Genomic DNA, 26,053 nt, shown 5'->3' with positions numbered 1-26,053 from the left:
TTCCCATGCCGAACACGGAAGTTAAGCACTTGAACGCCGAAAGTAGTTGGGGGCTTCCCCCTGTGAGGATAGGACGTTGCCAGGCAATTGAAAAAGACCGATCTGCATCTTGCAGGTCGGTCCTTTTTCTCTTTAACAGACAGGCAATTCGCTACTCATTGTCTGCTAGGACAAAGTCGATAGGAAGGAAAAAAGAAAAAGATTACTATGTTGTCTACATGCTGAATCAAGCTGACAGCTGCTTAATTAAAAGCAAAAAGAGCATTTTCTGAGTTATTTCAAGAAAATATTTAAATAAAATTAATGAATTCCTTGTAATTTACGAAACGACATGTTATATTAATATCTGTCGAAACGTTATATCATCGCGGGGTGGAGCAGTCTGGTAGCTCGTTGGGCTCATAACCCAAAGGTCGTTGGTTCAAATCCAGCCCCCGCAACCAATTTTTAAATAATTCAAATCCGAAACGTTTATCGTCGCGGGGTGGAGCAGTCTGGTAGCTCGTTGGGCTCATAACCCAAAGGTCGTTGGTTCAAATCCAGCCCCCGCAACCAATTTTAAACTTAACTTCAACTTTACTACGAAACGTTCAGCGTTTCGTATTTTTTTTTGTCTTTTTTGTTCGGTACAATAGATACAATAGAGAAAGATGACAAGAGGAGGGACGCAGGATGATAGAACTTGAAATGGCAAATCTAGAAGAGACGACGGCTCTCGCAGTAACACTCGGACACCGTGCCTTCGCGGGGATGGTCATTACATTAGATGGCGATCTTGGAGCGGGAAAAACAGCGTTTACGCAAGGTTTCGCAAAAGGACTTGGTGTGACGCGTAATGTCAACAGTCCGACCTTTACAATCATGAAGGTCTATAATGGTCGTTTGCCGTTATACCATATGGATGTCTACCGTCTAGAGGGATCGGGTGACGACATTGGTCTTGAAGAATACTTGAACGGCGACGGGGTCGCAGTCGTTGAGTGGTCAGAGTTGATTGCAGACGTCTTGCCTCCGGAACGGCTCGTCATCACAATCGAACGGACAGGAGACCATGCACGACGTTTCCGTCTTCAGCCAATCGGTGAGGCGTACATTAAGATATGTGAGGGATTAAGCTTATGAAAATCGTAGCGATCGATACATCAACAAAACAACTTTCTGTTGCGCTGTCGGACGGAACACAAATCATTGCGGAAGCATCGTATGTGACGTCCTTGAACCATGCAACGAAGTTAATGCCGTTACTCGAACGATTGATGCAAGAAGCGAACTGGTCACCTAAAGAATTAACACGCATCGTCGTCGCAGATGGTCCGGGTTCGTATACGGGACTGAGAATCGGAGCGACGACGGCCAAAACACTTGCCTATACACTTGGCATCGAACTGGTTGCCGTCTCGACGCTCGAGCTGATGGCAGCATCAACAGGACGGACGGGACGGGTCGTCGCGATTCAAGATGCACGCCGCGGAACGGGCTTTGTTGGTATGTACGAAAACGGTGAGCGCGTTGGCGACGAACAACACACGACAGTCGCTGACTTTGTTGCGACGTTACCGACAGATACGTTGATGACAGGTGATACGGAAAAATTCGTTAAAGCGCTGCAACCGTTTGAAATCGTTGGGCCTGCGTTTCGGACGCCACGCGCAGGTGTATTGGCTTTACTAGGCGCGACACGTGTCCCGGTCGATGTGCATGCATTTGAACCACGCTATTTACGCCTTGCCGAGGCAGAAGCGAAGTGGATTGAGGCGCAACGTCATGACTGACGCGCGTATTCGTAAAATGACAGTCGCCGATGCACCCGGTGTGCATGCGGTCGAACTGGAGTCCTTTGCGACACCTTGGACGCTCACAGCCTTCATCGCGGAAATGACGCAAAATCCGAATGCCTATTACCTTGTCGCAGAAACGGACGAAATCATTGGCTTTGCCGGACTTTGGCATATCGCGGATGAAGGTCATATCACGAACGTCGCTGTGAAACGTACGGCACGTGGGCTCGGGCTTGGTGAAGGGTTGCTAGAGGAATTGATTGAAGTCGCACGGGAACTCGGTCTGCGGGCAATGACGCTTGAAGTCCGCGTCTCGAATACACCGGCACGTACCTTGTATGAAAAACTCGGTTTTTTATATGCCGGAACACGCAAACGTTACTATCAAGACAATAATGAAGATGCAGCCATCTACTGGTTGGAACTAGAAGGAGACGAGACATGACACAACCATTGATACTTGCTATTGAATCAAGCTGTGATGAGACGGCAGCTGCCGTCGTCCGGGGAGGAACGGACGTCTTATCGAACGTCGTCTCGTCTCAAATCGAGAGCCATAAACGCTTTGGCGGAGTCGTCCCGGAAGTCGCATCACGTCATCACGTCGAGCGGATCACTTATGTCATCGATGATGCTTTGACGGAAGCGAACGTAACGATTGACGACATCGATGCGATTGCGGTTACGGAAGGGCCAGGTCTTGTCGGTGCACTTCTCGTTGGGGTCAGTGCAGCGAAGGCACTCGCTTTCGCGCACGGTAAACCATTGCTCGGCGTCCATCATATCGCCGGACACATCTATGCGAACCGCCTCGTCCAGGAACTCGAATTTCCGCTCGTCTGCCTGATTGCTTCAGGCGGTCATACGGAATTGATTTATATGCCGGAAGATGGTGTGTATGAAGTGATTGGTGAAACACGTGATGACGCAGCAGGCGAGGCATACGACAAAGTCGCACGGACATTGAAATTACCGTATCCCGGTGGACCCCGGATTGACCAATTGGCACAAACAGGACAAGACACATTCCACTTCCCACGGATTTGGCTCGAAAAAGATTCGTATGATTTTAGCTTCAGCGGCTTAAAATCGTCTGTCATCAATGCGGTGCATAATGCAGAGCAACGGGGTGAAGTGATCATCCCGGAAGATTTGGCAGCAAGTTTTCAAGCGAGTGTCGTCGAAGTGCTCGTCGCTAAATCGATTCGTGCCGTCAAAGAGAAGGGTGGAAAACAACTCTTACTCGCAGGTGGTGTCGCGGCGAACAAAGGGTTACGCCACGGATTGACGGAAGCTTGTCAGCGTGAAGGGATCACCCTCGTCATCCCACCGATGCACTTATGTGGCGATAACGCAGCGATGATCGGAGCCGCCGCGATTCATCCCTATCGGGCGCAACGCCAATCGACACTTGCCATGAATGCAGAACCTGGGCTAGATTTAAAGTAAGGAATACGAGAGACATGGGGGAACCAACATGAAAAAAGTCATTATCGTCGTACTTGGTATACTCGTCGTGGTTGCGATCGGACTACAGATTCGCGAAATCGTCGATGCCTATCAAGTCGCTTACAAAGAGGAACTTGTCCCGGATAAGAAAGCAGTCGAAACGAATACGAAACAAGAACCGTTGTACGAAATCGGTCGTGCTGAAGGAGAGCAAACGCGGATCGAGAAGCTGTATGCGTTTGACCGGACGGTAAACGGTGAACTAAAAAATGTCGTTCTCGTCGACCGGAAGTACGGATTGACGAACAAGGCAAGTGACGATTACTTCACGATCGCACCGGGGAAACCGGCGACCGATGCGGAAAAGGAATCCTTCCAGCCGATGGTCGACCGTCTTGACGCGGAGCAAGTACAAGCAGAAGTCATCTCAAAGCACGAAGTAGTCGCAGTCGAGAACAATAAGAAACGCACATTGACGCTCTATAAAGTTTTTTATAAAGATACAGATCAAAAAGAGTACCTCTTCTTCATCGAAAAAGACGGTGGACTGAAGCTAGATCTCTTTAAAAAAGGATATTCGCGTCTTGCGAATTACTAAAAAACAGCCGATTTTCCTCGATGTAACGGAGGAGTATCGGCTGTCTTTTTAATTAACTTCATTTCCATTCGAGCAAACCGTTCAAGTCGTCATAGATGCTGTCGGGGTCGAGGTTCAGTTCTTCGACCGGTAAGCCGGACCGGTTGATCCAGGCCGTCCGGAAACCGAAGCTCTTCGCTCCGGTGATGTCCCATCCGTTCGAGGACATGAACAAGACTTCCTCGCGTTTCAGACCGAGTGTGTTCAGCGCATGCATATAAGCAGCAGGCGTCGGTTTGTATTGTTTGATGTCATCAACGCTGATGATGTGATCAAACAGTGATCCGAGTCCGGACTGTTCGATTAACGGGTCAAGCATATCGTGGGAGCCGTTTGAAAAGACGGCCAATTGTTTGCCGCTCATCTCTTGTAAGACTGCTTCGACTTCGTCGTAATGCGACAGCTCGAGATAGGCCTCCATTAAGGCAGCAATGTTTTCTTCCGTCACATGCAACTTCAATTGTAAGAGGGCATAACGGAGTGCATCACGCGTCACTTGACTGAACGGAACGTATTGTCCATTCAGTTGACGTAAAAAGGAATATTCAAGTTGTTTTTGACGCCAGACTTGGCTGATGTCTGCGCCATGCTCCGGATAGAGTTCTTCTGCTTTGACTTTAACAGCATGAACGTCAAATAATGTACCATAGACATCAAAGACGAGTGCTTTTATTGATTGTGTCATAGTTATCACCTTTCTATTTTCCATGTTATCTTTTAGTAGTTCCCAAAATCGTGAGCGGCTGAAACGCATATTCAATAAATTGCATCAGGTATAAGAAAATCGATTGTTGGGAATTCTATATATACCGCGTTCATATATGCTCAATGAAATGGAGGAAATTATGTCACGCCAACAAAAAGGAGTACGTCTTGCATTCGTGTTACTCGTCATCATCGGTCTGATTTGGTTCAGTCGATCGTATTTAAATGTTAGTCCGACAGACATCAAGGAATGGATTTTATCGTTCGGGATGTGGGCACCGATTCTTTATATCGTCCTCTATACCGTACGTCCGTTGATTTTCTTTCCGGCGTCTGTCCTGTCAATCACAGGCGGACTCGCCTTCGGCGCCTTGATGGGGACGGTCTATACCGTCATCGGTGCTACACTAGGAGCAGTCGTCGCCTTCTTAGTCGCAAAAAAACTGGGTAAGGGATTTATTAAGAACGGTGCCGGAAAAGTCGATCAAATCCAGCAACAGCTCGAGAAGAATGGGTTCATCTATGTCTTAATTTTTCGGTTGTTGCCGATTTTTAATTTTGACTTGATCAGTTACGCAGCTGGACTCTCGAAAGTTCGTTTATTGCCGTTCTTCTTAGCTACGCTGATCGGAATCATTCCCGGAACGTTCGCCTATAACTTTTTAGGGAGCAGTATCGTCTCGAAAGACCCACGAATCATCATTGGTGCAATCATTGTCTTTTTAATTTTGACAATCGTGCCGTGGTATCTTCAAAAACGCTGGAAAGCGAAAAAGAATCTTGGTTAAGCATTACATCACGGGACTCTTCCGACATCGGAAGAGTCCTCTTGTCTGTATAGCGATTGCTTCTTGAATGCGTTCTTTGTTAAAGCGTTAGTTCATGACAAGCTGTTCGACGTGCTTGAAAAATTCTTGTGCAAATGACCGGCAAGCCTGTTGTTTGTCGGCCGTATCCGGGTCAAATTCAATCTTTAGACCAGGTAAGACGACTTGTGCACCAGCTGACGTCAGAGCTTGTTCAAGCAGATCGACGGCCGCACAATATTTCGGATAATCGCGGTCACCGGAACCAAAGGCAGCAGCCGGAATCGCGATTGAACTGGCAGCGAGCTCATCGACGAAGTCTTCTGCTTCATAGGGGAGATCACCGTCGCCCCACGTGTAAGAACCAAGCAGGACGGCATCATACTGCGCTAAGTCGCTTGGATATAGTTGATCGAGTTCTTCCGTCTGCACCTGGCAGCCGTTTTGCTCGAGTTCTGATTTAAGTAAGTGCATGATGTCTTCCGTGTTGCCAGACATGCTGACGAAACCGATCATGATTTTCATGACGTGACACATCCTTTCATGGTAGGACACGACTTCATTCTAAATGAAAAGGATTCTCAATGCAAAAAAGAATAAAAAAAGACACCACATGCCCAGCATGGATGTCTTCTTTTCAGTCAATCTTGTAACTCAGCCCATTCTTCGATCGAACGAATTACAGGCTCAAGCTGACGACCTTTGTCTGTCAAACTGTATTGAATTTTTATCGGACGTTCCGGAATGACGGTCCGGGCTACGATACCTTCCGCCTCAAGTTCCTTCATGCGTTCCGTTAACATACGACCAGAGAGCTCGGGAATCGCATCTTGAATTTCATTGAAACGACAGGTCTTCGTCAAGAGATGACGTAAAATCAAACCCGTCCACTTCTTGCCCAATATTTCAAAGGCATGTTCGACTTTCGGACAAAGGGCCGTCGGAATTAGTGTATTCTCCATCAGCGCTCATCCTTTCTTATATATGTAGTATACCCACTTTGACGCTAAAATACGAATTATTTTACTTATAGTAATAAAAATAACGAAAACAAATCTATTTACTTTTAGTAAGTGATAGTTTAGTATCGATATTAAGTTACTAATAGTAATTAAAAAACATTAAGTAAAAGGAGTTTTATACATGATGGATTTAGGATTATTTCTGATTCGGTTGATTATCGGCTTAACATTTGCGGCACACGGAACACAAAAATTATTTGGATGGTTCGGTGGACATGGTATCGCAGGGACAGGCGGTTGGTTTGAGTCCATCGGGATGAAGCCAGGGAAAACACTTGCACTGATGGCAGGGATTGCTGAACTGGTCGGAGGATTATTATTCGCCGGTGGATTATTCCTGTGGATTGCAGCCCTCCTGATCATCGGTTCGATGATCGTCGCAATCGTCAAAGTGCATGGGACGAATGGTTACTGGGTGACGCAAAACGGGTACGAATACAACATGGCACTGATCGTCATCGCCTTAGGCGTTGCGATGATCGGAGCTGGAGACTATTCACTCGCAGCACTTATCGGGTGATCGAAAAGGACGGTTTTTATGAAATTTGATGCAGCAGACTTAAGTCCAAAAGAAAACTATAAATTGTTGATCGGCAGCATCATTCCTCGACCCATCGCGTTCGTGACGACCAAAGGTGCAGATGGAGTCGTCAATGCGGCGCCATTTTCCTTTTTCACGGTCGCTTCAAGCAACCCGCCGCAACTGGTCATCGCCGTCCAGCAGACGGAGCAAGGGCAAAAGGATACCGCAAAAAACATCTTGCTGAATCAGGAATACGTCATCCATATCGTCAGTGAAGAAATCGTCGAGGCAGTCAATGAAACCGCGGCACCACTCGCATATGGTGAAAGTGAACTCGAACGGACGAATTTGACGTTAGTCGATAGTGATTTGATCGATGTTCCGGCTGTCGCAGAAGCGAAGATCCGCTTTGAATTGAAGCTGACGAATCATCTCGAACTCGAAGGGGCCAACCTCTTGATTGGGGAGATCGTCCGGTATCACGTCGCGGATGAACTCGTCGAGTCGTTCCGGATTGATCCGGATGGTTTAAAAGCGATCGCCCGTCTCGCAGGTAACGACTATGCGAAAGTCGGAGACATCTTTACGATTGCCCGACCGACGAGCTGAAGGCGGATCGACGAGTAGGACTAGTATTTTTTAGAAGCAAAAAGGCACGTCCCGAACGCGGGACGTGCCTTCAGCGTATAGCCAAACTCTTATAAATCACGAAAATTTTACATGAGGATGCTGTCAGTTCACGCTTCCCTGTCTCGCCTCGTCTTCAAAGCGGCAATCTTCCGCGCCGCTACAGCAGAGCTGCAGGGTCGCGACCGATTGCTTTTCGCTTTAAAAGCGATTCGAGACGGATTGCGCTCTAAACCGTCTACAGTCTAAAAAGCGTCACGTTTCGTTGACTCCTACGGGAAAAAGTGCGTTTTTATGTCGGACAACTGAAGAAGTTACTCTGCATGGTGACGTTTTTCGTACTGGAAACCATCGAGTAAAAAAAAGAGAATCGCCAGTGCCCAAATGCCGAGACAGCTGATCAAAAAGGCGACGAGCGGTGAAACGGCTCCGTAATAGCTGATGATTAACGGGTCATTCAGTTCAACGAACATCTGGGTCGTCAGCAACGTACAGATTAATCCGGATAAGAGGCTGATGAAGAGACCACTCCACGTCTTAATCACGAGGCCGATCATGCACGAGATGAGGATGAACAACAGGACGACGGCATTAAAGGCATCCGGCCGGATGAAGGCCGACACGTAGTCGGCATACATCGGAACGAAATAGAGCACCCCGGACAATAATCCTTGAACGAGGTTGATGACATAACTTTTCGAGCGCATTAGTGGAAACTCTCCCATCGTTCCATCAGTTCGAGGAGGTCCGTATCAATCTGATCCCGTTCTGCCGACAGCGCCGTCGCCTTCGGAATATCGTTGAAGACTTCCGGTTCGCAAAGCAGTTGTTCGATTTCAGTTGATCGTGTTTCCAACCGTTCAATGTCTTGTTCGAGTTGTTCGAGCTGTTGTTTCTTTTTTCGTTCTTCTTTTTGCGCATCTTTGTCGATGCTTTTCGAAGCAGCGACTTTGATTGCTTTTTCTTCCTCTGCTTCGAGGCGGGCGATTTCTTCTTTCTCGGCCTTCTTCTCCATATAGTAAGAGTAGTCGCCGAGATAATCCGTCACACCGTCCGGATTCATCTCGATGACGCGTGTCGCAACCCGGTCGATGAAGTAACGGTCGTGGGAGACGAACAGGAGCGTGCCTTCATAGTCGACAAGTGCGTTCTCAAGCACCATCTTCGAATCAAGATCGAGGTGATTGGTCGGCTCATCGAGAATGAGGACGTTCGTTTTGCGTAATTTTAACTTCGCGAGGGCGAGGCGTCCGCGCTCGCCGCCGGATAATTCGTGGACAAGTTTAAAGACATCATCACCACTGAACAGGAATTGACCGAGGACGGACCGGACTTGTTGTTCCCGCATCAACGGCCACTCGTTCCAAATTTCATCGATGACCCGGTTGCGGTCGTTGAGCTCGGCCTGCTCCTGATCGTAGTAGCCGACAGAAACGCCGGTCCCGAAACGATGTTCACCGAATAACGGTTTAATCCGGTTGACAAGAACTTTCAGTAACGTTGATTTTCCGATTCCGTTCGGACCAACGAGGGCGAGGGATTCGCCGCGTTGTAATCGGAACGTGATGCCTTTTGAGACGGCTTCTTCATAGCCGACCGCGAGTTGCGTGACTTGTAACACATCGTTCCCACTTTGTTTTTCAATCGGGAACGACAGGACGGTGCTGCGTTCATCCCCATCCGGACGATCAATCCGGTCGACTTTTTCAAGACGTTTGCGGACGCTTTGTGCGCGTTTCGTCGTCGTCGCCCGTGCGATGTTACGCTGGATGAAGTCTTGCATCTTCGCGATGTCTTCCTGTTGCTGTTCGAACTGCTTCATCTCTTGTTCATACAGTGCTGCCTTTTGTTCCAAGTACTTCGTGTAGTTGCCGGTAAACTTCCGGCAGACGTTCCGTGACAATTCATAGACGACGTTGACGACCTGGTCGAGGAAGTAACGATCGTGGGAGACGATCAAGACCGCTCCACGGTAACCAGCCAGGTAACTTTCGAGCCAAGAGAGTGTATCGATGTCGAGGTGGTTCGTCGGCTCATCAAGAATCAACAGCTCAGGTGCCTGAAGCAACATCTTCGCCAGTGCGAGTCGCGTCCGTTGTCCACCGGATAGCGTCTGGATCCGGCGTGAATAATCGTCCGGATAAAAACGCATCCCGTGCAGGACGGAGCGGATGTTGGCTTCGAACTGATAGCCGCCGGCGTCCGAGAAGTCATGTTGTGCCTGATCGTATGTTTTCAACAGACGGTCGTAAGCAACAGCATCATTCAAGATATGGTCCATCCCCATCTCAATCTCCATCCGACGGAGCGAACGTTCCTGCTCTTGCAGGTGTTCGAACACGGTCAACATTTCATTCCAAATCGTTTCATTCGACTCAAGACCACTGTCCTGGGCGAGGTAACCGATTTTCACTTCCTTACTCTTCATGATCTCACCAGAGTCATGACTGAGCTCTCCGGCGATGATTTTTAAAAGTGTCGATTTTCCGGCACCATTTCGTCCGACGAGCGCAATCCGGTCCCGCTCCTGCACTTCGAGTTTAATATTGTCTAAAATCGGCTCAACACCGAATGATTTTGATAGTTGGTTCACTTGTAAGAGAATCATAAAAACATCCATCCTTCCACCCTTTAGTCTATCATGAAAAAAACGCAGGAGTCCCGTGGAATATATTATTTGTTAGTCTATGTGAAGTGGTTTACAATCAAAGAGAATAGAATTCTTTGCATTGATTTGGGTGCCACGTCAGAACGTGGCCGAAGGGGGAACTGCAGTATGAATGGGCCAGACACAAAAATACCACAAGCGACGGCGAAACGACTGCCGTTATATTATCGTTTCATTCAGAGTCTTTATAACTCAGGCAAGCTGCGCGTCTCTTCAGCAGAGCTCAGTGAAGCGGTCAAAGTCGATTCAGCGACGATCCGCCGCGATTTTTCCTACTTTGGGGCGTTAGGGAAAAAAGGATACGGTTACAACGTACAACATCTATTGACGTTTTTCCGAAAGACACTGAATCAGGATGAAGTCACGAATGTGGCACTTGTCGGGGTCGGACATCTCGGAACGGCGTTTGCAAATTATAACTTTTTAAAGAATAATAGTACTCGGATAGTCGTTGCGTTTGATGCGGACGAAAACAAGGTCGGAACAACGACGCAAGACGTTCCTATCTATCATGTCTCTGACATGAAAGAGCAAATCGAAGCGAACAAGGTTGATGTCGCCATCTTGACGGTCCCATCCCAGTTCGCACAGTCAGTAGCGGATGAGTTAGTTGAGTATGGTGTGACCGGAATCCTGAACTTTACACCGGCGCGGTTGAACGTACCGGCCCATGTTCGGGTCCATCACATCGATTTGTCGATCGAGTTGCAGTCACTAGTTTATTTCATGAAGCATTATTCGCAATCAGCTGAAGGAGTGAAATCATAATGGAAAACCTTATTCCATCAACCATCGCGTTCATCGGACCGGGGAGCATCGCCTTGATCGGTGCCGTCGCGTTGATCATCTTCGGACCGAAAAAATTACCGGAGCTCGGTCGTGCTGCCGGTCAGACGTTAAAAGAGTTCAAGAGTGCGACACACGGCATCATGGACGATGATAAAGACAACAAGGATGAATCGAAAGAGAAGTGATTAAATTATGGCGATTGATCAAGAACAGAGTGTGACATCGCATCTAGACGAGTTGCGCAAGCGGATCGTCTGGTCACTCATCATCGTCGTCGTCTTGTTCGCCGCGGCCTTTCCGCTCGTCCGACCGCTCGTGCGTTTTCTGCAGTCGGACCTGAAAGAGCTCGGCATCGGATTGAATGCCTTTAATGTGGCCGATCCCCTGATGTTGTACTTGAATTTAGCGTTCATCATCGCGGTCGTCCTGGCTTCACCATTTTGGATGTACCAGCTATGGGCGTTCATCCGACCCGGTTTATTCGAACAGGAACAGAAAGCGACCTTGACGTATATTCCGGTCACGTTTTTCTTATTTTTGTCCGGAATCGCGTTCTCTTATTTTTGGTTACTTCCGTTTCTACTCAAAGTATCGACGGAACTTGGGCAAGAGCTCGGCATCGAGCAAGTCATCGGGGTCGAAAACTATTTCAGTTTCTTAATACGGCTGACGATTCCGTTCGGTATCTTGTTCCAACTGCCGGTCGTGACGATGTTCTTGACTCGTCTTGGACTCGTGACGCCATTGTTCATGCGGAAAAATCGGAAATATGCGTACTTTGCGCTGTTTGTCATCGCGGCTTTAATCTCACCACCGGATGTGACGTCACATCTGATGATTTCGGTACCGTTGTTCGTCCTCTATGAAATCAGCATCATGATTTCAGCCCGGACGTACAAAAAAGTACTGATTCTTGAGCAACAGGCGGAGCTTGAACGGCAAGCGGATTTGATGCGTGAGTTGAATAAGTAACAGTCTCCTCTCGGTCGTTTCGGCGACGGAGAGGTTTTTGTTTGGAAGCGCTCTTTTTATATTGAAAAAGTGAATCGATATGGTTTATACTGATTACAAGAATATGAGGGGGCTTAGCTCAGCTGGGAGAGCGTTTGGCTGGCAGCCAAAAGGTCGTCGGTTCGAGCCCGATAGTCTCCATATGTACATCACTTGGCATTTGCCGAGTGGTGTTTTTTGTTATAGTGGTGGCGGCAAAACAGAAGCTTACAGCCTGGATGATGTTGATGAACCGATTGAAGTCGTTTTCTGTGTTTATCCTTTTGAGGGAATGGGAAATTTCTTAATAGGTAATCAAGAGGGGGAAGCATTATGAATCCATTTACGACGTTAATTGCCTTCATCGTCGGCTGTCTTGTTCTGTATCTCGGAATCCGTGATAAGAACGGTTGGTTGATTGGTGTGGCACTGATTCCGTTAGCAATTGTTGCGTATAGCGTCATCTATCTCATCATTCAAGTTTCAGCCTAGAAACTCCTTTTTTAAGGAAGTTTCTTTTTTTTTGAAACATAACTGGTAAACTGTAAGTATATGACAGTATAGACAGTTGAAACGAGGGAGGGCATTTCAGGATGGAACAAACGCTCCGCGAGGAACGATTACAGGCGTTGACGGTTGCTTATATCGAAAAAAATCAATTGCAGAATAAAAGTTGGGTCATCGCTGCCTTGATGGCGACAGCAGGAACGTTTACGGAAATCTTCAGCACGACCATGTACTTGAGTCTGTTACCGCTTGTCTTTCTCGTGTTTGATCTCCCGTTTCGACTCGAAAAACGAAAAATCCTGGCGCGCTATCTCTCAAGCGACCAAGTGATGAACCAATCGTTGCTGTGGCTCGGGATTCAATTCGTCTTGTACGGTTCGCTGTACACCGTGATACTTGAGACGAAAGAGATGTCGATCTGGAAAATTGCCCTTTGGATGCTGATCATCCTCGCACCGGTCTATTACGTTACGGACTGGTTGTTTAAAAAGATTGCCCGGTCAGGCGATCCCGACTTCGTCAGTGATAAAGAAATTCATGCGAATGTTAAAGAAGTGGAGGAGTGACAGGGTGAGTACATTGATTGAAAAACATACACGGCTCCAGCTGTTGGCAGCGCCGATTAAGAAAGTCCAGATGGGGGTGTTAATTCCCTTACTTTTGATTGGAGTCCTGTTTTGGTTCATCCCGAGCTTGCGACAAACGGGTTTATTTACAACGTTCGCACTCTCTTTACTGGCGTTAGGTGCTGCAGTGAGAGAAGTCATTCGCCTACAGGTTTTAAAGCAACGCCTCGCGAAGGACGTCTATAGAAAGACGGTCTTGAAAGTGGCACGTGTGTCGATGATCGGTTCGTTCATCCCGATCCTTCCACTTTATGTGGGGACTATTTTTCCACAATACGCCGGTATTTCTTTTACGGTCTTTCTTGTGTCGATCATCGTCGCCTATTTGATTGTGTCCCGATTGAACAAACAAGCGAAACAACTGGATCCGGCATTCGTCACGATGCGTGAGATTGAACGTTACCGTAAGTAAGCGAAACACACAAGAGGAGTGAACGGATGAGAAACACTTTAAGCACGTATCAAAAATGGACAAAAATCAGCCGGCAAATCCGGACGTATGTAATTGCGGGCGTATTTTTTGCGGTGCTGTTCTTCTCCGGAAGCGGGCACCTGACGGATTCAGCAGTTGGATTTTTGATTCTTACGCCGTTACTCGCCTATAATGGCATGCAGCGAGTGATCCAATCCGTTCTGTTAGTTCGGTCGAAGGTACAGGCGCGACCACTTGGTCTGCTGTTCGGTGGGATCACTTTACTCGAAGCGGTCTTTATTGCGGGTGCCGCAGTTGTCGCCCCGCACCTTGGACAGTGGGGCTATCTGTTTCCGCTAATGTTGTGGATTTCAGGGATGCTGCAATTTCAAAAGTGGACGGACCGGACGGTAACGAAGCTCGATAAAATGGATTTGCTTGAGACACCGGACCGAAAAGGAATCGAACACCGTCATCCGACGGGCGAAGGAATCGGGATGTAACGAGGAGGCAGACGATGGAGAGCATGCAACGCGAGCGGAAAATGGATTATATCCGATTTTCAAAACAGGCACGTTACATTCAAACGGTCTTGTTTGGACTGGTATTGTTTGTATTTCTCTTTTTAGCAGACGATTGGCATCTGACAGAATCATCGTTTCAGTATTTTTTGTTAGTCCCTTTGTTGTCCTATCAATGGATCGTCCGATTCCTGAAGTACCGCTATTTCAAGAAGCGGTTTGACGGGCTTGAGGCCTGGGATCATCTCGGACTACCGTATATATTGATCAGTATCATCGAAGTACTGGTCGTCGTCCTGGGGCAAATCATCACGCCCTACGTAGCGCGTCCCGAATACATCGGACCGTTCCTTGTCTTTTTCCTAACGGTGCTGTCATTGGACCGAATTGTCGATAAACGGATTAAACGACTCGATCCGACACACTTATCAGAACAGGAATTGATCCGGGCGGAACGGGAAGAAAAACGAATCAAATATTGACTGGTCATCTTAGAGCAACAAAAAAACGCAAGAAGGCGGCGGATTCCGGATTCGCCTACTTCTTGCGTTTTTAGTTGTGACCGCATCATGTAGAGGTTATTTTTTTGACAGCAAATAAATGAAGTAAGGAGCACCGATGATCGCAACAACGATTCCTGCCGGGATGCCTTGCGGGTCAGCGATGTTCCGACCAATCGTATCGGCGAGGACGAGTAACCATCCGCCAATCAAAACGGCGATCGGTAAGAACAGTTGATGCCTTGGACCGACGAGGGCGCGCGCGATATGGGGCGCCATCAAACCGATGAAGGCGATCCCGCCTGTTACAGAAACGGCGGATGCAGCGAGTGCGACAGCGGCGAGTAACAGTTGGATGCGCTCCTTTTCAATCGCGACGCCGACGCCGATCGCAACCGGTTCATTCAGCGCCAGCAGATTGAGTTTGTTTGCTTTATAAAACGTAAACGGTACGAGAATAAGCAGCCAAGGCAATAACGCGTAGACGAATGTCCAGTCCGTTCCCCAGATGTTCCCGGCGAGCCATTTGGCGATGAAGTCGACCTTCTCGCGGCGCGCGGATGAAATCAGGACGACCATGATGCCGGATAACGCCATCGAGAATCCGACTCCGGTCAAAATCAGACGGATCGGTTGCAGGCCACGGACACGGTCATACGATAAGGCATAAATGGCAATCGCTGTGATCAATGCCCCGATGAAGGCAGCAACCGGTAACCCATAGATGAACGCACCGACATCGACCGGGAAGTAAAGGAAGAAGGCGGCGATGGCGACACCAGCACCTGTATTGATACCGATGATGCCGGGATCTGCGAGTTCGTTGCGGGTGATGCCCTGAAGAATCGCACCGGATAAGGCGAGTGCCATGCCGGCGAGTACCGTGATTAAAATCCGCGGCAGGCGGAGTGAGAACAAAACAAATTCTTCTTTGAACGAGCCTTGACCGAACAGTGTCGGCAGAAGCCGGTCGTACGAGAGGGAGGCGGGCCCAAGCCCGATACTGATGATGATCGTTCCGAGCAATAACAGACTAAAGACGATAAAGATCAACCGCTGACGGCGGCGGAGCGATGTTTCAATCATGAGAACGCACGACCTCCTTTGCGGACGATGAGTAAGAAGAACGGCAGCCCGAGCATCGAGACGATCGCAACGACCGGTGTTTCGTATGGAGCATACAGTGTCCGGCCAATCGTGTCCGCGAGTAACATGAACGTCGCACCGAAGACGGCGGTCATCGGGAGGATGAAGCGGTAATCGGTGCCGACGATTGCGCGGACGATGTGCGGAATCATCAAGCCGATGAATGCCATGTTACCGACTAAAGCAACGGCGGCCCCGGCGAGCAGGATGACGACGACGTAGAGTACACCTTTAATCCGGGTGATGTTTTGCCCGAGCCCGAGTGCGACTTCTTCTGATAAGCTTAAAATCGTTAATTGACGTGAGAAGATCATCGCAATCGCGATGCCGATTAAAATGACGGGGGTGATGATTTGCAGTTGCCCCCAGGTCGTTCCAATCAGCCCGCCGGATGTCCATTGCGAGACGTCTTGAGCGATTTTGAAGTAAATGCCGATCCCTTCTGCGATTGCGTATAAAAAAGCAGAAATCGCGGCCCCGGCGAGGACGATTCGAAGTGGTGAAAACCCGCCACGTTTTGAGGCACCGATCCCGAAGACAAGTAGGGCACCGGCTGCTGCTCCAAGGAAACACGCGAGCATGATGCCATAGTAATTGATACCGGGAATGAAGACGAGCGCAAGAGCAAGGGCCGCGTTCGCGCCTGCCGTCAGCCCAAGCAGTCCGGGATCGGCAAGGGGATTACGTGTCATCGCCTGCATGATCGCACCGGAGACACCGAGTGCAGCCCCGACCAGCATCGCAGCGACTTCGCGCGGTAATCGGATTTCCTGAATGATTTTTGCTTTACCGTTCAAGGGACCGAACGTCAAAGCGTTCCAGACCTCACGTATCGTCGTGTCGGCGGCACCGAACGTCATCGAGATCCAGAACATGACGACGAACAGGAGTAAACCGAACGTGATTTTCAGTCCGAACGGGAATCGACCGGATGACATAGTTATCGTCTCACTTTCATTAGATAGTCAAAAAGGAGGGACCGAAAAATCGGTTCCCTCCTTATTTTTGTTACGCACCAAGGAAACTTTTCTTGAAGAACTCGAGCTGACGTTCGAGCGTCAATGGATCATTGAAGTAAAATTCTTTCGAATCGACTTCGAAGACGTGGTTGTTTTTAACAGCAGGAATATTTTTGTATGTGTCTGTTTCTGTAAACGAGTTATCTGCTTCTGCCGTCTTACTGAAGATGAGGTAATCCCCTGCATATTCAGGTAAGACTTCCGGTGATAGCGCGTAATAGCCGTCTTTTAAGGCCATTTCCGTAACTTTTTCCGGCATCTTTAATTTCATTTCCTGGTAGAGGATTTCTGTACCGCGTCCCCAGTTGTCGCCGAAGACGTAAAGCTGTTTATCGAAGCTTTCGATGACAGAGACCGTCGCATCGTCACCGATTTTGGCTTTAATCTCTGTTCCGGCGTCCGCTGCGCGTGTTTGGAAGTCTTTGACCCAATCGCGTGCTTCTTGTTCTTTATTGAGCAATTTACCGATTTCGATATGTTGTGTCAAATAGTCGACTTTGCCGTACGTGTACGTGACGGTTGGAGCGATTTCTTTAAATTTATCGATGTTTTTCGTTGTATTGTAGCCGATGATGAGATCGGGTTCGAGTTCGATGACTTTTTCGACGTTTTCTTCTGATACTTCCTGGACGTCTTTCAAATCAAACTTCGGATTCGATTTTGACCACGAATCGACACCGACGAGTGGGACGTCGAGTGCCATGACGTTTCCGGCGAAACCGGCAAGGACGACGACGCGTTTCGGATCAGCCGGGACTTCGACGTCACCTTCTTCCGATTTATAGGTGATCGTTTCTTTTTTCGTATCGGAAGACGTATCTTCTGTTTTATCTGTATTGCCGCAGGCGGCGATGACGAGTGCTAAGAGTAATAAAATCGGTAAGAGTACTAGTTTCTTCATGTGGTTAATCTCCCTTGATTAAGTTGTAGGTGACACACATCGGCTTATTCGTCCGTGGATCACGACCGATTTCGGCATCGATATGAAATACTTCTTTTAAGACGTCATGCGAAATGACTTCCTCGCACGTTCCGGCTTTGACGACTTCGCCTTCTTTCATCGCGATGATGTAGTCGGCGAAACGGGCGGCCTGATTTAAATCATGTAACACCATGACGATCGTCCGGCCTTCCGTCCGGTTGAGATGCTCGAGCAGCTCGAGGACTTCGAGCTGGTGGGCGAGATCAAGGTAAGTCGTCGGCTCATCGAGGAAGATGATATCCGTTTCCTGCGCCAGCGCCATCGCAATCCAGACGCGTTGCCGTTGACCACCGGACAAGGCGTCGACCGGACGGTGTTTGAATGCCGTCGTATCCGTTGCCTCTAACGCCCAGTCAATGATCTCGTAATCATGTTTCGTTAAGCGACCAAATCCTTTTTGATAAGGAAAACGACCGTATGAGACGAGCTCTGCGACCGTTAGACCGCTTGCACTTTCCGGTGTCTGAGGCAGGATCGCCATTTTCCGGGCAAGCAGCTTTGTACTTTCCTTCGCAATATCGAGACCGTCAAGCAGGGCACGACCAGACTGATGGGGGATGATTCGGGTCATCGCTTTCAATAAGGTCGATTTACCGCAACCATTCGCACCGATGATTGTCGTGATTTGCCGATCCGGAATCTGAACCGTCAAGTCTTTGACGATGGTACGATCTCCGTATCCGATACTGATTTCTTCTGTTGCTAGACGTACCATACGCAGAGGCTCCTTCTCGTTTAAAGTTGTTTTCATTGATAATGATTATCACTATCGTCTCCCTAACCATACCAGTCTCATAAAAACGCTGTCAACATTTTTTCTTGTCTTCAAGAGATGTTCACGTTATCATTGGAAATGAGAATGATAATCAGTCGTAGTCGAGAGCGAGGAGTGAGTGAGATGGAACAGCAGGAATTGTTTGATGTAACGGTAATTGGTGGAGGCCCGGCCGGGTTATACTCGACTTTCTATAGCGGATTACGCGGGATGAAGACGAAAATCATTGAATACCAGGCAGAGCTTGGTGGCAAGATTCATGTTTATCCGGAGAAGATGATTTGGGATGTCGGGGGACAGCCACCCATTACCGGAGCGAAGCTGATCGAGCAACTCGTCGAACAAGGCTTAACGTTTAATCCGTCCGTGCACCTGAATGAAAAAATCATTTCGATCGCAAAAGACGTATTCGGAAACTTCGTCCTCGAAGCGGAGTCGGGAGAAATTCATTATTCGAAGACAGTCATCGTCGCTGTCGGCGGCGGGATACTCAATCCCCAAAAACTGAAGATTGAAGGGGCCGAACGGTACGAAGTGTCGAACTTGAACTATACCGTCAAATCGATTGAGCGGTTTAAAGATAAGACGGTCCTGATTTCAGGTGGCGGTAACTCAGCGATCGACTGGGCGAACGAGCTCGAACCGATTGCGAAAAAAGTTTACGTCACATACCGGAAAGACTGTTTCACAGGTCACGAGGCACAAGTCGACCAACTCGTCCGAAGCTCAGCCGTCTGTCTCCTCAACACGACGATTCATAAGTTGATCGCAAGCGACGATCACCACCGGATTGCGTCCGTCGAATTGATTGATTGTGCGACGGACGTGACAAACATCGTTGACGTCGATGAAGTCATCATCAACCATGGCTACGAACGGGAAGCAGAGTTGCTCGCGAACTCGGAACTCGACATCAAACAAGTCGACGACTTTTACATCGCCGGTAACGCGTCGAGCGAATCAAGTGTACCGGGATTGTATGCAGCAGGAGATATTTTGACGCATGACGGCAAGGTGAACTTGATTTCGGGGACATTCCAGGACGCGGCAAACGCCGTCAACCGGGCGAAGCAGTTCATTGAACCGGATGCTGCCAAAGTCGCGATGGTCTCATCCCACAATGAAGTTTTCAAAAAACGGAACCGTGAATTGATTCAAGAAATGGTCAACGAAAAGTAAAAAACACCTGTCTTAAAGATCGCCCCTCGTCACATGGACGTCGGTCGTCTTTAGAGCAGGTGTTTTTTTGTTTAAGGATTAATCTTCATCTTCATGGTCGTCGTCCGAGTCATCATCTGAATCATCATCTTCGTCCTGACCTTGATCATCGTCTTGCTCGTCTTCTTCAACGTGACGGTGCTCTGATTTCGTTTCTTCGTGATCGAAGTACTCGAGTTCAATCTCCAACTCGTAAGAACCAGAGAGAGCGAATAAGCTGACGAGTTGTGCCCGTAATTCCTCTTCCGTCATCTTCGGATGTGACTCGATGAACTGAATCAATTGGCGGACACGGGTTTCATCGACCGTTGCGTCATTCGTTTTGACACGCAGCTGACTCTTCTTCTTTTTAAACTGGTATTTAATCTGACTTTGCGTCGTCTCTGTCGCGAGAGCAATCTTCATTTTTTTCAGCATATCTTCATAGCGGTGACCGACCTTGTTGCGTTCTTTGCCATCGAGAATTCCATCACCATCAGAATCCCGTTTGTATGGTTTTGTCCCAAGCTCGAGTTCGATGGCGTTAGTTAAGCCATCACGGTCCGTATCTTCATGTGCGTCGCTGATCTTATCGCGGTCGCTGTCTTTCTTCCGTGGATTGAGTTTGAGCTTATATTCGGTGTAGTTGCTTAAGCCGTCATGGTCCGTATCTTGCTGCGCAAGTTTTTTCCCTTTAAGCTTGTACTTCTTTTCCCAGTTGTCATGGATTCCGTTCTTGTTGCGGTCATGCTTCGATGTTTTACTCTTGGCATCGATTGAGCCGAGCGGCGTCAGCATCAACGCACAAGCGAGGCCGGCAGTAACGACATAATTGATTTTTTTCATGTGAACGTAGTCTCCTTTTGTGAACTTCGGTAACTGGCAAGCATAGCTTGAAGCGGTAGCCCCTATAGTTTTGCGTCACCACATTTCTGTGGGTTTGCCCGTTCGATTCCGGTGAAGAACCGTATATTCAGTATAAGTGATTTGTTTCTATGGATAGATAAGGGTTTTTGATAATGAGTCAGTAAAATATATGTTTTGTACGAAGGTTAATTCATGAAAGAGATGCATGCGAAAAGATTTTTCTTCTCGTGCTTTCCTCGGGCGAGGCGTAAGCCGTTGCTTCTTGATTCTAGCGAACAAGAAGCAGGGTCTTACTTGCCTCTGACAGCGCAAGGGGTCTTGCGCTTTTTCCCGTAGGAGTCACGAGAAGTAACTCTTTTTTTGGTCACTTCGATTATTTCGAAACGGGAACAAGCTGACGATAGCGCGTCTAAAAAACTGTTCGCCTGATTTTCCATAAGGATACAGTGAGCAAGAGACAAAAAAATCCGCCCTTTCACGAACTGAATCGGTCAAGAGGCGGACAGGTTACTTATTCTTTATCATTTTTTTTGTTTTGTTCCTTCTCAATCATCTTCTTCGCGGCCATCCGGAAGCGGAAAATCAGATAGAGACGGTAAAAGTCGATTGCTGCGAACAGCGTCAACAGAATCGTCCAAAAGTTAAAGACGGTTCCTGCCTCGATCGAGTTGCTGTACGCGAGGTACATGAACAGAATACCGAACAGGGCATAAAATAATGCCATGAAGTTTGAGCCTTGGCGCATGAAAACACTACCTTTCGTAAGTTAAGTCATTGCATAGAGTGCGAGTACGACAATTCCGTTATTGAAAACGTGAATCGCAATCGGTGCTATGATGCGGCGCGTTTTGACGAAGACGAGTGAGAAAACAAAACTCATCGCGACATAAATCAAAAACTTGTTGTCTCCGTGGATGAACCCGAAGATAACACCACTGAGAACGAAGCTGAAGACGAAGTTCAGTTTTGTCGACAAGTTCCCGAACATAATGTGACGGAATAAAAATTCTTCCATGATCGGTCCGAGTAAGACGACCATCAGCTGTAAAATCGGGATGACTTGGATTGCTTTCATGATGTCATCCGTATTTTGTGATTTCGCGACGTTTTCGAGTCCACCAGACATCCAGGCATCAAGAAGGTTGACGCTAATCAGTAAGGCGTAAAGCAACACGATTCCGATCCCAATCCACTTTAATGTGTCGATCGGATCCGTCTGATTGCCTTCTGCTTTCCACTTCTGCCAGTCAGGACGAAGACAGAAGAACGAGACGATGACGGCAACGGTAAAGCCAATCGCAAGCCACCAGCCGAGGACACCCGGAATTTGGCTTTTTGAGAGAAAGCTCGGGAATGTTGCCGGTACGAGCTGGACGATCAAATAAATCACAATCGGAATGATGTGACGGATTTGCCACTTATCAGCCATGTTGAACGGCAGATTGACGGAATTTTTCATCGGTCGGGACACAACTCCTTTGTATTGAAGGTACTGTCCCGATTGTAACAAACAAACAGGCCGGGCGCACGAATGGTGATGGTTCAAAGATGGCGATTTCGGGAAAACGGATAAGGGTTCAGGGTTGAATTTCGATTGAAAACCGTTTAAGATAAAAATATGTTAGCACTCCATTAAAGTGAGTGCTAAAAAACAGTCATTTTCAAGGAGGATGTTTCGCATGTTAAAACCACTTGGTGATCGCATCGTGATCGAAGTCGTTAAAAAAGAAGAAACAACACTCGGAGGAATCGTTCTTCCTGGGTCAGCGAAAGAAAAGCCACAAGAGGGTAAAGTCATCGCTGTCGGTACAGGCCGTGTGACAGAGCAGGGTGTACGTGTACCACTTGAAGTGAACGTCGGCGACCATGTCATCTACGCGCAGTATGCCGGGTCAGAAGTCAAGGTCGATGGCAATGAATACTTAATCTTACGCGAAAGCGATATTTTAGCAGTAGCACAATAATAAAAGGGGGATTTCAGTCATGGCAAAAGATATCTTATTCAGTGAAGAAGCACGCCGCGCGATGCTCCGCGGTGTCGACGCATTAGCAGACGCAGTCAAAGTGACGATCGGACCAAAAGGACGTAACGTCGTTCTCGAACGTAAATTCGGTTCACCACTCATCACGAACGATGGTGTGACAATCGCAAAAGAAATCGAACTTGAGGACCACTTTGAAAACATGGGTGCGAAACTCGTCGCGGAAGTCGCGTCGAAAACGAACGAAATCGCAGGGGATGGTACGACAACAGCGACAGTCCTCGCACAAGCGATGATTCGTGAAGGACTCAAAAACGTCACAGCGGGCGCGAACCCGATGGTCATCCGTAAAGGAATCGAAAAAGCGGTCCGCCGTGCCGTCGAAGAGCTCCACGCCATCGCAAAACCGATTGAAGGCAAAGAAGCAATCGCACAAGTTGCGGCGATTTCTGCTGCTGACGAAGAAGTCGGTCAATTGATCGCGGAAGCAATGGAACGTGTCGGTCAGGACGGTGTCATCACGATCGAAGAATCACGTGGCTTCACGACAGAACTCGACGTTGTTGAAGGGATGCAGTTCGACCGTGGATATGCGTCACCATACATGATTACGGATTCCGACAAGATGGAAGCGGTGCTTGAGAACCCGTACATCTTAGTCACAGATAAAAAAATCTCGAACATCCAGGAAATCTTGCCGGTCCTCGAGCAAGTCGTCCAACAAAATAAACCGCTCTTAATCATCGCGGAAGACGTCGAAGGCGAAGCACTCGCGACACTCGTCGTCAACAAACTCCGTGGTACGTTCAACGCGGTTGCGGTGAAAGCACCAGGCTTCGGTGACCGCCGTAAAGCGATGCTCGAAGACATCTCGATCGTCACAGGGGCAGAGTTGATCACAGAAGAGCTCGGTCTTGATTTGAAAGAAACACAAATCATGCAACTCGGCCGTGCGTCGAAAGTCGTCGTCTCAAAAGACAACACGACGATCGTCGAAGGACACGGACACAGTGATTCAATCGAAGCACGTGTCGGCGCCATCCGTGCGCAAATCGAAGAAACGTCAAGCGACTTCGACCGTGAAAAACTGCAAGAGCGTCTTGCGAAACTCGCGGGCGGCGTAGCTGTCGTCAAAGTCGGAGCAGCAACAGAAACGGAACTGAAAGAACGCAAGCTCCGGATTGAAGATGCACTGAATGCGACACGTGCAGCCGTCGAAGAAGGAATCGTTGCCGGTGGGGGAACAGCCTTTATTCACGTGACGAAAGCCGTCGAATCGATTCTTGCTGTCTCAACAGGCGACGAAGCGACAGGCGTCAACATCGTCCTTCGTGCGCTCGAAGCACCACTCCGTCAAATCGCGGAAAACGCCGGTCAAGAAGGTTCAGTCATCGTCGAGCGTCTCAAACATGAAGCGCAAGGCATGGGCTACAACGCCGCGACAGACGAGTACGTTGACATGATTGAAGCGGGAATCGTCGACCCGGCGAAAGTGACGCGTTCAGCACTTCAAAACGCAGCGTCTGTTTCAGCGATGTTCCTGACGACGGAAGCCGTCATCGCCGATAAACCAGAACCAGCCGGATCTGCTCCTGCAATGCCTGATATGGGCGGCATGGGTGGAATGGGCGGCATGATGTAAGACATTTCATCTTTAAGTACCGAATCCTAGCAAATAGGGTTCGGTACTTTTTATTTGCAATAGTATACTTAATATTTGAAAGAACTACATAAACAGTATGTATCATTTTTTTAGGTGAGAAGAGAGGAGGCCATCAAGTGAATGAAATTTTAAAGGGGATGTTGACGTCAGGTACGCTCATTGTAGCAATCGGAGCTCAAAATGCGTTTGTTCTAAAACAAGGTTTATTGAAAAACAATATTTTCTGGGTAGTCCTAGTATGTTTCTTATGCGATGTGTTACTGATGTGTACCGGCGTACTAGGAGTCGGTACTGCTATTAAAAATAATACTTTTGCGAATGTCGGTCTTGCGATTGTCGGAGGACTATTTCTGCTCTTATACGGATTCAAATCTTTGCGTAATGCGTTGTCTTCATCAAGTGCAATCGACATTTCAACTGATGCCAAAATTATCCCTATTCACAAGACGATCTTACTCACATTAGCGATTACACTTTTAAATCCACATGTATATTTAGATACAGTCGTCGTGATAGGGGGAATAGCTGGGACTTTGACATTGGATCAAAAAGTTAATTTCTTAATCGGGGCCTTGATTGCATCGTTTGTATGGTTTTTGGGTCTGGGTTATGGGGCGAGATGGCTAATTCCTGTATTTAAAAAACCAATAGCATGGAAGGTTTTAGATTTTGGAATAGGTTGCTTGATGTTTTGGCTCTCGTATCAATTGATTCAGTTTGCGCTAGAAACTCTCTGAAAATTGATATTTTATCGACTACTTTTAACAAGTATAATGATTTAATACTTCTATTTAAAAATACTTTAGAATAGAAAAGTGAAACTTATTTTGATTTTTTTATGTATAGAGTTTAAAGGTTGAAAAATAAACTGTTTAATTACTTTAATGGTATAAATACTAATTTTATTAAAGGTGGATTATATGGCGAAAATTGAAATTACATCAATTGTTGAAGGCGGGAAAAAAGTTGGAAAGTTAATTAAAGATAATCAAAAAGAGATCTTAGCTGGGATGGGTGTAGCCAAAACGGGAATCAAATTATTAAAAGAGAATACGGGAAATAAAAAAGAAAATCAAATAATAAAAAAGAAGTTATCTTATAGAGAACAAATGTATAAGAAGTACGAGAATGAAATACTGCCAAAATTAGATAGTCAAAATCGACTTGAACTTTTTCAATACATAGACGACATCGAACAATATGTTCAACAATTAAAAGAAGAAGAAAAAAGAGAAAATAAACTTAAAAAGCCTTTATACGAGAAAAAAATAAAAAAATGGGACTCTCTTTTAATGCAAATTCGAAACAAAATGAGTACTAAAGATTATCTTGAATTCATTAAAATTTACAACGATCCACATTATCAAAGTAATTATTTCAAAGGGTTTGAAGGGCATGTTGAGAAATTTAAAACGTATATTGGTACTAAAGAAAATGATGCTTTCCTAAAGTATTTGGAAAAAACAACTGGTCGAGACATTGAAAAAATCAAAAAAGACTTCATGATAATAGAGTGAATTTTAAGAAATATAACCAGTTCCTGCAGGGGATACATATGATCAATCGATTCGAGGAAGAACTAGTAATCGTTCAGCTCCATACCGATTTTTTCTTTTTCGAATAATCTTTTTGGCTGAATAAGTACTTAAAATCGATGTTCTTGTAGATATCATTTTGATTTCAGAACCCTTTTTTAGACGCATGCATCGTTGTCATTCTGTAAAAATTTTGCTTCAAGTTTGGCATCTGATTCATATAGGTCGATTCATATTTTTAAGGGTTTATCTTGATAACCTCCTAAGGTTAAAAATATAAGTATTGAAGTTTTCCACCTATTGCAAATTGCAATGATTACATGATTT

Annotated in this window: 34 protein-coding genes, 3 tRNA genes, 1 rRNA gene and 1 riboswitch; of the genes, 26 read left to right on the top strand and 12 right to left on the bottom strand. The window is 47.1% G+C overall.

Annotation, left to right across the window (positions count from 1 at the left end):
* The 8 genes from rrf to KNQ02_RS14255 form a co-directional block, all read left to right on the top strand.
* Positions 1–85: ribosomal RNA gene (gene rrf / locus KNQ02_RS15870) — 5S ribosomal RNA — on the top strand; the annotation flags it as partial.
* Between the two features lie 281 nt (positions 86–366).
* Positions 367–443 (top strand) — tRNA-Met (locus KNQ02_RS14285).
* A 35-nt stretch (positions 444–478) separates the two neighbouring features.
* Positions 479–555: transfer RNA gene (locus KNQ02_RS14280), tRNA-Met, on the top strand.
* A 117-nt stretch (positions 556–672) separates the two neighbouring features.
* On the top strand, positions 673–1,122 hold the full coding sequence (tsaE, locus tag KNQ02_RS14275) for a tRNA (adenosine(37)-N6)-threonylcarbamoyltransferase complex ATPase subunit type 1 TsaE (protein ID WP_088838055.1): 450 nt from the start codon (positions 673–675) through the stop codon (positions 1,120–1,122).
* Positions 1,119–1,772, top strand: a complete 654-nt coding sequence (gene tsaB, locus KNQ02_RS14270) for a tRNA (adenosine(37)-N6)-threonylcarbamoyltransferase complex dimerization subunit type 1 TsaB (protein WP_214767870.1) — start codon at positions 1,119–1,121, stop codon at positions 1,770–1,772. Before tsaE ends, tsaB begins: the two co-directional genes overlap by 4 nt.
* The gene (rimI, locus tag KNQ02_RS14265; protein ID WP_029331901.1) at positions 1,765–2,223 is read left to right on the top strand and encodes a ribosomal protein S18-alanine N-acetyltransferase; all 459 of its coding nucleotides are present in this window, start codon (positions 1,765–1,767) and stop codon (positions 2,221–2,223) included. The genes tsaB and rimI overlap by 8 nt, the downstream gene beginning before the upstream one ends.
* Positions 2,220–3,227, top strand: coding sequence for a tRNA (adenosine(37)-N6)-threonylcarbamoyltransferase complex transferase subunit TsaD (tsaD, locus tag KNQ02_RS14260; RefSeq protein ID WP_214767867.1), 1,008 nt, complete (start codon positions 2,220–2,222; stop codon positions 3,225–3,227). The genes rimI and tsaD overlap by 4 nt, the downstream gene beginning before the upstream one ends.
* A gap of 28 nt (positions 3,228–3,255) precedes the next feature.
* Complete coding sequence (locus KNQ02_RS14255; RefSeq protein ID WP_214767864.1) at positions 3,256–3,825, top strand: hypothetical protein; 570 nt, start codon at positions 3,256–3,258, stop codon at positions 3,823–3,825.
* A 58-nt stretch (positions 3,826–3,883) separates the two neighbouring features.
* On the opposite strand, the gene KNQ02_RS14250 is transcribed toward KNQ02_RS14255, so the two are convergent.
* On the bottom strand, positions 3,884–4,549 hold the full coding sequence (locus tag KNQ02_RS14250) for a haloacid dehalogenase type II (protein WP_088838048.1): 666 nt from the start codon (positions 4,547–4,549) through the stop codon (positions 3,884–3,886).
* A 160-nt stretch (positions 4,550–4,709) separates the two neighbouring features.
* On the opposite strand from KNQ02_RS14250, the gene KNQ02_RS14245 reads away from it, so the two are divergent.
* On the top strand, positions 4,710–5,357 hold the full coding sequence (locus KNQ02_RS14245; RefSeq protein WP_088838046.1) for a TVP38/TMEM64 family protein: 648 nt from the start codon (positions 4,710–4,712) through the stop codon (positions 5,355–5,357).
* Between the two features lie 87 nt (positions 5,358–5,444).
* Here the strand turns inward: KNQ02_RS14245 and KNQ02_RS14240 are convergent, their stop codons facing one another.
* Both KNQ02_RS14240 and KNQ02_RS14235 read right to left on the bottom strand, forming a co-directional pair.
* On the bottom strand, positions 5,445–5,900 hold the full coding sequence (locus KNQ02_RS14240; protein WP_088838045.1) for a flavodoxin: 456 nt from the start codon (positions 5,898–5,900) through the stop codon (positions 5,445–5,447).
* A 116-nt stretch (positions 5,901–6,016) separates the two neighbouring features.
* Positions 6,017–6,337: a winged helix-turn-helix transcriptional regulator gene (locus KNQ02_RS14235; protein ID WP_029331888.1), complete on the bottom strand. Its 321-nt coding sequence runs from the start codon at positions 6,335–6,337 to the stop codon at positions 6,017–6,019.
* Positions 6,338–6,518: 181 nt separating this feature from the next.
* Here KNQ02_RS14235 and KNQ02_RS14230 point away from each other — a divergent pair, with 181 nt between their 5' ends.
* From KNQ02_RS14230 to KNQ02_RS14220, 3 genes are all read left to right on the top strand, one after another.
* On the top strand, positions 6,519–6,917 hold the full coding sequence (locus KNQ02_RS14230; RefSeq protein ID WP_029331885.1) for a DoxX family protein: 399 nt from the start codon (positions 6,519–6,521) through the stop codon (positions 6,915–6,917).
* A gap of 18 nt (positions 6,918–6,935) precedes the next feature.
* Positions 6,936–7,529 carry a flavin reductase family protein gene (locus KNQ02_RS14225; protein WP_088838043.1) on the top strand — a complete coding sequence of 198 codons (594 nt, stop codon included), beginning with the start codon at positions 6,936–6,938 and terminating at the stop codon, positions 7,527–7,529.
* A 117-nt stretch (positions 7,530–7,646) separates the two neighbouring features.
* Positions 7,647–7,796 (top strand): hypothetical protein, encoded by a 150-nt coding sequence (locus KNQ02_RS14220; RefSeq protein ID WP_157898499.1) that lies wholly within the window; start codon positions 7,647–7,649, stop codon positions 7,794–7,796.
* 65 nt (positions 7,797–7,861) lie between these two features.
* Here the strand turns inward: KNQ02_RS14220 and KNQ02_RS14215 are convergent, their stop codons facing one another.
* Together KNQ02_RS14215 and KNQ02_RS14210 are read right to left on the bottom strand one after the other, a co-directional pair.
* Positions 7,862–8,254 carry a hypothetical protein gene (locus tag KNQ02_RS14215; RefSeq protein ID WP_029331882.1) on the bottom strand — a complete coding sequence of 131 codons (393 nt, stop codon included), beginning with the start codon at positions 8,252–8,254 and terminating at the stop codon, positions 7,862–7,864.
* A complete protein-coding gene (locus tag KNQ02_RS14210; protein ID WP_088838041.1) occupies positions 8,254–10,155 on the bottom strand; it encodes an ABC-F family ATP-binding cassette domain-containing protein in 1,902 nt (633 codons plus the stop codon). The genes KNQ02_RS14215 and KNQ02_RS14210 overlap by 1 nt, the downstream gene beginning before the upstream one ends.
* A 168-nt stretch (positions 10,156–10,323) precedes the next feature.
* Between KNQ02_RS14210 and KNQ02_RS14205 the strand changes: the two genes are divergently transcribed.
* From KNQ02_RS14205 to KNQ02_RS14165, 9 genes are all read left to right on the top strand, one after another.
* Entirely contained in the window at positions 10,324–10,983 is a 660-nt protein-coding gene (locus KNQ02_RS14205) for a redox-sensing transcriptional repressor Rex (RefSeq protein ID WP_088838040.1), read from the top strand.
* Entirely contained in the window at positions 10,983–11,189 is a 207-nt protein-coding gene (locus KNQ02_RS14200) for a twin-arginine translocase TatA/TatE family subunit (protein ID WP_214770921.1), read from the top strand. Before KNQ02_RS14205 ends, KNQ02_RS14200 begins: the two co-directional genes overlap by 1 nt.
* A 7-nt stretch (positions 11,190–11,196) precedes the next feature.
* Positions 11,197–11,976, top strand: a complete 780-nt coding sequence (gene tatC / locus KNQ02_RS14195; RefSeq protein WP_029331875.1) for a twin-arginine translocase subunit TatC — start codon at positions 11,197–11,199, stop codon at positions 11,974–11,976.
* 107 nt (positions 11,977–12,083) lie between these two features.
* Positions 12,084–12,156: transfer RNA gene (locus tag KNQ02_RS14190), tRNA-Ala, on the top strand.
* A 171-nt stretch (positions 12,157–12,327) separates the two neighbouring features.
* Entirely contained in the window at positions 12,328–12,486 is a 159-nt protein-coding gene (locus KNQ02_RS14185; RefSeq protein ID WP_034801002.1) for a hypothetical protein, read from the top strand.
* Positions 12,487–12,587: 101 nt separating this feature from the next.
* Complete coding sequence (locus KNQ02_RS14180; RefSeq protein WP_088838038.1) at positions 12,588–13,067, top strand: hypothetical protein; 480 nt, start codon at positions 12,588–12,590, stop codon at positions 13,065–13,067.
* 4 nt (positions 13,068–13,071) lie between these two features.
* Complete coding sequence (locus tag KNQ02_RS14175; protein ID WP_214808935.1) at positions 13,072–13,539, top strand: hypothetical protein; 468 nt, start codon at positions 13,072–13,074, stop codon at positions 13,537–13,539.
* A gap of 26 nt (positions 13,540–13,565) precedes the next feature.
* Positions 13,566–14,042 (top strand): hypothetical protein, encoded by a 477-nt coding sequence (locus KNQ02_RS14170; RefSeq protein ID WP_214770925.1) that lies wholly within the window; start codon positions 13,566–13,568, stop codon positions 14,040–14,042.
* 14 nt (positions 14,043–14,056) lie between these two features.
* The gene (locus KNQ02_RS14165) at positions 14,057–14,542 is read left to right on the top strand and encodes a hypothetical protein (RefSeq protein ID WP_214808932.1); all 486 of its coding nucleotides are present in this window, start codon (positions 14,057–14,059) and stop codon (positions 14,540–14,542) included.
* A gap of 96 nt (positions 14,543–14,638) precedes the next feature.
* Here the strand turns inward: KNQ02_RS14165 and KNQ02_RS14160 are convergent, their stop codons facing one another.
* The 4 genes from KNQ02_RS14160 to KNQ02_RS14145 form a co-directional block, all read right to left on the bottom strand.
* Entirely contained in the window at positions 14,639–15,646 is a 1,008-nt protein-coding gene (locus tag KNQ02_RS14160; protein ID WP_251132527.1) for a FecCD family ABC transporter permease, read from the bottom strand.
* The gene (locus KNQ02_RS14155; RefSeq protein WP_214770930.1) at positions 15,643–16,644 is read right to left on the bottom strand and encodes a FecCD family ABC transporter permease; all 1,002 of its coding nucleotides are present in this window, start codon (positions 16,642–16,644) and stop codon (positions 15,643–15,645) included. Before KNQ02_RS14155 ends, KNQ02_RS14160 begins: the two co-directional genes overlap by 4 nt.
* Positions 16,645–16,714: 70 nt before the next feature.
* Positions 16,715–17,626: an iron-hydroxamate ABC transporter substrate-binding protein gene (locus KNQ02_RS14150; protein ID WP_029331865.1), complete on the bottom strand. Its 912-nt coding sequence runs from the start codon at positions 17,624–17,626 to the stop codon at positions 16,715–16,717.
* Positions 17,627–17,630: 4 nt separating this feature from the next.
* Entirely contained in the window at positions 17,631–18,422 is a 792-nt protein-coding gene (locus tag KNQ02_RS14145; protein WP_029331864.1) for an ABC transporter ATP-binding protein, read from the bottom strand.
* A 183-nt stretch (positions 18,423–18,605) separates the two neighbouring features.
* Here KNQ02_RS14145 and KNQ02_RS14140 point away from each other — a divergent pair, with 183 nt between their 5' ends.
* Complete coding sequence (locus KNQ02_RS14140; protein ID WP_088838031.1) at positions 18,606–19,661, top strand: NAD(P)/FAD-dependent oxidoreductase; 1,056 nt, start codon at positions 18,606–18,608, stop codon at positions 19,659–19,661.
* A 78-nt stretch (positions 19,662–19,739) separates the two neighbouring features.
* On the opposite strand, the gene KNQ02_RS14135 is transcribed toward KNQ02_RS14140, so the two are convergent.
* The 3 genes from KNQ02_RS14135 to KNQ02_RS14125 form a co-directional block, all read right to left on the bottom strand.
* Complete coding sequence (locus KNQ02_RS14135; protein WP_214771023.1) at positions 19,740–20,525, bottom strand: hypothetical protein; 786 nt, start codon at positions 20,523–20,525, stop codon at positions 19,740–19,742.
* 25 nt (positions 20,526–20,550) lie between these two features.
* Positions 20,551–20,634, bottom strand: a riboswitch (cyclic di-GMP riboswitch).
* A 423-nt stretch (positions 20,635–21,057) separates the two neighbouring features.
* Positions 21,058–21,291 carry a DUF4305 domain-containing protein gene (locus tag KNQ02_RS14130; RefSeq protein ID WP_029331862.1) on the bottom strand — a complete coding sequence of 78 codons (234 nt, stop codon included), beginning with the start codon at positions 21,289–21,291 and terminating at the stop codon, positions 21,058–21,060.
* 21 nt (positions 21,292–21,312) lie between these two features.
* Positions 21,313–22,005 carry a CPBP family intramembrane glutamic endopeptidase gene (locus KNQ02_RS14125; protein ID WP_088838027.1) on the bottom strand — a complete coding sequence of 231 codons (693 nt, stop codon included), beginning with the start codon at positions 22,003–22,005 and terminating at the stop codon, positions 21,313–21,315.
* A 220-nt stretch (positions 22,006–22,225) separates the two neighbouring features.
* Here KNQ02_RS14125 and groES point away from each other — a divergent pair, with 220 nt between their 5' ends.
* From groES to KNQ02_RS14105, 4 genes are all read left to right on the top strand, one after another.
* Entirely contained in the window at positions 22,226–22,510 is a 285-nt protein-coding gene (gene groES / locus KNQ02_RS14120; RefSeq protein WP_029331860.1) for a co-chaperone GroES, read from the top strand.
* 19 nt (positions 22,511–22,529) lie between these two features.
* The gene (gene groL / locus KNQ02_RS14115; protein ID WP_159173269.1) at positions 22,530–24,170 is read left to right on the top strand and encodes a chaperonin GroEL; all 1,641 of its coding nucleotides are present in this window, start codon (positions 22,530–22,532) and stop codon (positions 24,168–24,170) included.
* Positions 24,171–24,307: 137 nt separating this feature from the next.
* Entirely contained in the window at positions 24,308–24,928 is a 621-nt protein-coding gene (locus KNQ02_RS14110) for a LysE/ArgO family amino acid transporter (RefSeq protein ID WP_214770932.1), read from the top strand.
* 183 nt (positions 24,929–25,111) lie between these two features.
* Complete coding sequence (locus KNQ02_RS14105) at positions 25,112–25,708, top strand: hypothetical protein (RefSeq protein WP_214770934.1); 597 nt, start codon at positions 25,112–25,114, stop codon at positions 25,706–25,708.
* The last annotated feature ends 345 nt before the right edge of the window (positions 25,709–26,053 follow it).

Origin of the sequence: Exiguobacterium sp. s102 (assembly GCF_018618635.1) — a bacterium.
Lineage (GTDB): Bacteria > Bacillota > Bacilli > Exiguobacteriales > Exiguobacteriaceae > Exiguobacterium_A > Exiguobacterium_A oxidotolerans.
This window is presented reverse-complemented; position numbering and strand designations above follow the sequence as displayed.

Excerpts from the sequence above, each read along its gene's own strand:
- tsaE (WP_088838055.1), top strand. The coding sequence starts at position 673 with ATGATAGAACTTGAAATGGCAAATCTAGAAGAGACGACGGCTCTCGCA.
- tsaB (WP_214767870.1), top strand. The coding sequence starts at position 1,119 with ATGAAAATCGTAGCGATCGATACATCAACAAAACAACTTTCTGTTGCG.
- rimI (WP_029331901.1), top strand. The coding sequence starts at position 1,765 with ATGACTGACGCGCGTATTCGTAAAATGACAGTCGCCGATGCACCCGGT.
- tsaD (WP_214767867.1), top strand. The coding sequence starts at position 2,220 with ATGACACAACCATTGATACTTGCTATTGAATCAAGCTGTGATGAGACG.
- KNQ02_RS14255 (WP_214767864.1), top strand. The coding sequence starts at position 3,256 with ATGAAAAAAGTCATTATCGTCGTACTTGGTATACTCGTCGTGGTTGCG.
- KNQ02_RS14250 (WP_088838048.1), bottom strand. The coding sequence starts at position 4,549 with ATGACACAATCAATAAAAGCACTCGTCTTTGATGTCTATGGTACATTA.
- KNQ02_RS14245 (WP_088838046.1), top strand. The coding sequence starts at position 4,710 with ATGTCACGCCAACAAAAAGGAGTACGTCTTGCATTCGTGTTACTCGTC.
- KNQ02_RS14240 (WP_088838045.1), bottom strand. The coding sequence starts at position 5,900 with ATGAAAATCATGATCGGTTTCGTCAGCATGTCTGGCAACACGGAAGAC.
- KNQ02_RS14235 (WP_029331888.1), bottom strand. The coding sequence starts at position 6,337 with ATGGAGAATACACTAATTCCGACGGCCCTTTGTCCGAAAGTCGAACAT.
- KNQ02_RS14230 (WP_029331885.1), top strand. The coding sequence starts at position 6,519 with ATGATGGATTTAGGATTATTTCTGATTCGGTTGATTATCGGCTTAACA.
- KNQ02_RS14225 (WP_088838043.1), top strand. The coding sequence starts at position 6,936 with ATGAAATTTGATGCAGCAGACTTAAGTCCAAAAGAAAACTATAAATTG.
- KNQ02_RS14220 (WP_157898499.1), top strand. The coding sequence starts at position 7,647 with ATGCTGTCAGTTCACGCTTCCCTGTCTCGCCTCGTCTTCAAAGCGGCA.
- KNQ02_RS14215 (WP_029331882.1), bottom strand. The coding sequence starts at position 8,254 with ATGCGCTCGAAAAGTTATGTCATCAACCTCGTTCAAGGATTATTGTCC.
- KNQ02_RS14210 (WP_088838041.1), bottom strand. The coding sequence starts at position 10,155 with ATGATTCTCTTACAAGTGAACCAACTATCAAAATCATTCGGTGTTGAG.
- KNQ02_RS14205 (WP_088838040.1), top strand. The coding sequence starts at position 10,324 with ATGAATGGGCCAGACACAAAAATACCACAAGCGACGGCGAAACGACTG.
- KNQ02_RS14200 (WP_214770921.1), top strand. The coding sequence starts at position 10,983 with ATGGAAAACCTTATTCCATCAACCATCGCGTTCATCGGACCGGGGAGC.
- tatC (WP_029331875.1), top strand. The coding sequence starts at position 11,197 with ATGGCGATTGATCAAGAACAGAGTGTGACATCGCATCTAGACGAGTTG.
- KNQ02_RS14185 (WP_034801002.1), top strand. The coding sequence starts at position 12,328 with ATGAATCCATTTACGACGTTAATTGCCTTCATCGTCGGCTGTCTTGTT.
- KNQ02_RS14180 (WP_088838038.1), top strand. The coding sequence starts at position 12,588 with ATGGAACAAACGCTCCGCGAGGAACGATTACAGGCGTTGACGGTTGCT.
- KNQ02_RS14170 (WP_214770925.1), top strand. The coding sequence starts at position 13,566 with ATGAGAAACACTTTAAGCACGTATCAAAAATGGACAAAAATCAGCCGG.
- KNQ02_RS14165 (WP_214808932.1), top strand. The coding sequence starts at position 14,057 with ATGGAGAGCATGCAACGCGAGCGGAAAATGGATTATATCCGATTTTCA.
- KNQ02_RS14160 (WP_251132527.1), bottom strand. The coding sequence starts at position 15,646 with ATGATTGAAACATCGCTCCGCCGCCGTCAGCGGTTGATCTTTATCGTC.
- KNQ02_RS14155 (WP_214770930.1), bottom strand. The coding sequence starts at position 16,644 with ATGTCATCCGGTCGATTCCCGTTCGGACTGAAAATCACGTTCGGTTTA.
- KNQ02_RS14150 (WP_029331865.1), bottom strand. The coding sequence starts at position 17,626 with ATGAAGAAACTAGTACTCTTACCGATTTTATTACTCTTAGCACTCGTC.
- KNQ02_RS14145 (WP_029331864.1), bottom strand. The coding sequence starts at position 18,422 with ATGGTACGTCTAGCAACAGAAGAAATCAGTATCGGATACGGAGATCGT.
- KNQ02_RS14140 (WP_088838031.1), top strand. The coding sequence starts at position 18,606 with ATGGAACAGCAGGAATTGTTTGATGTAACGGTAATTGGTGGAGGCCCG.
- KNQ02_RS14135 (WP_214771023.1), bottom strand. The coding sequence starts at position 20,525 with ATGAAAAAAATCAATTATGTCGTTACTGCCGGCCTCGCTTGTGCGTTG.
- KNQ02_RS14130 (WP_029331862.1), bottom strand. The coding sequence starts at position 21,291 with ATGCGCCAAGGCTCAAACTTCATGGCATTATTTTATGCCCTGTTCGGT.
- KNQ02_RS14125 (WP_088838027.1), bottom strand. The coding sequence starts at position 22,005 with ATGAAAAATTCCGTCAATCTGCCGTTCAACATGGCTGATAAGTGGCAA.
- groES (WP_029331860.1), top strand. The coding sequence starts at position 22,226 with ATGTTAAAACCACTTGGTGATCGCATCGTGATCGAAGTCGTTAAAAAA.
- groL (WP_159173269.1), top strand. The coding sequence starts at position 22,530 with ATGGCAAAAGATATCTTATTCAGTGAAGAAGCACGCCGCGCGATGCTC.
- KNQ02_RS14105 (WP_214770934.1), top strand. The coding sequence starts at position 25,112 with ATGGCGAAAATTGAAATTACATCAATTGTTGAAGGCGGGAAAAAAGTT.